The 566-nt window shown below is 61.7% G+C and carries 2 pseudogenes; both read left to right on the plus strand.

From position 1 onward, the window contains the following. Positions 1 to 228, plus strand: a pseudogene (locus EOA75_RS33625) (5-aminolevulinate synthase); the annotation flags it as partial. A 32-nt stretch (positions 229 to 260) separates the two neighbouring features. After that, positions 261 to 566, plus strand: a pseudogene (locus EOA75_RS33630) (pyridoxamine 5'-phosphate oxidase family protein); the annotation flags it as partial.

A 566-nucleotide genomic window follows, 5' to 3' on the forward strand; every position in this document is an offset into this window, starting at 1 on the left:
CACGGCATCTACATCCAGCCGATCAATTATCCGACGGTGCCGCGCGGCACCGAACGGCTGCGCATCACGCCGACGCCGTTCCATTCCGACGCGCTGATCGCCGAACTGCAGGACGCGCTGGTCGAGATCTGGGACGCGCTCGACATCCCCTATGCCTCCGCCGGACGGCCGGCCGTTGCCAAGAGCGAGCGCATCATTCCGCTGCTGGTGCAAAAGGCAGGTGGATGAGGAGCACGCAGCCAACGACGAGGAGACGTGACATGCTTGTCCGCACGCTTTCCATTCTGGAATGCACGAAACTCCTCACAGCCAACCGCATCGGCCATCTGGCCTGTGCGAAAGACGGTCAGCCCTACGTCGTGCCGCTCTACTATGCCCACGCGGACAATCACCTTTACGCATTTTCCCTGTTGGGCAAGAAGATCGATTGGATGCGTTCCAATCCGCTCGTGTCGGTGCGACGAACATCGGACCGGGCGCGCGTGGAAAAGTGTGATCGTCGATGGGCGTTATGAGGAACTGCCCGATCGCGTCGGCTACAAGCTCCAGCGTGATCACGCCTGGGC

Origin of the sequence: Mesorhizobium sp. M1A.F.Ca.IN.022.07.1.1 (genome assembly GCF_003997575.1) — a bacterium.
Lineage (GTDB): Bacteria > Pseudomonadota > Alphaproteobacteria > Rhizobiales > Rhizobiaceae > Mesorhizobium.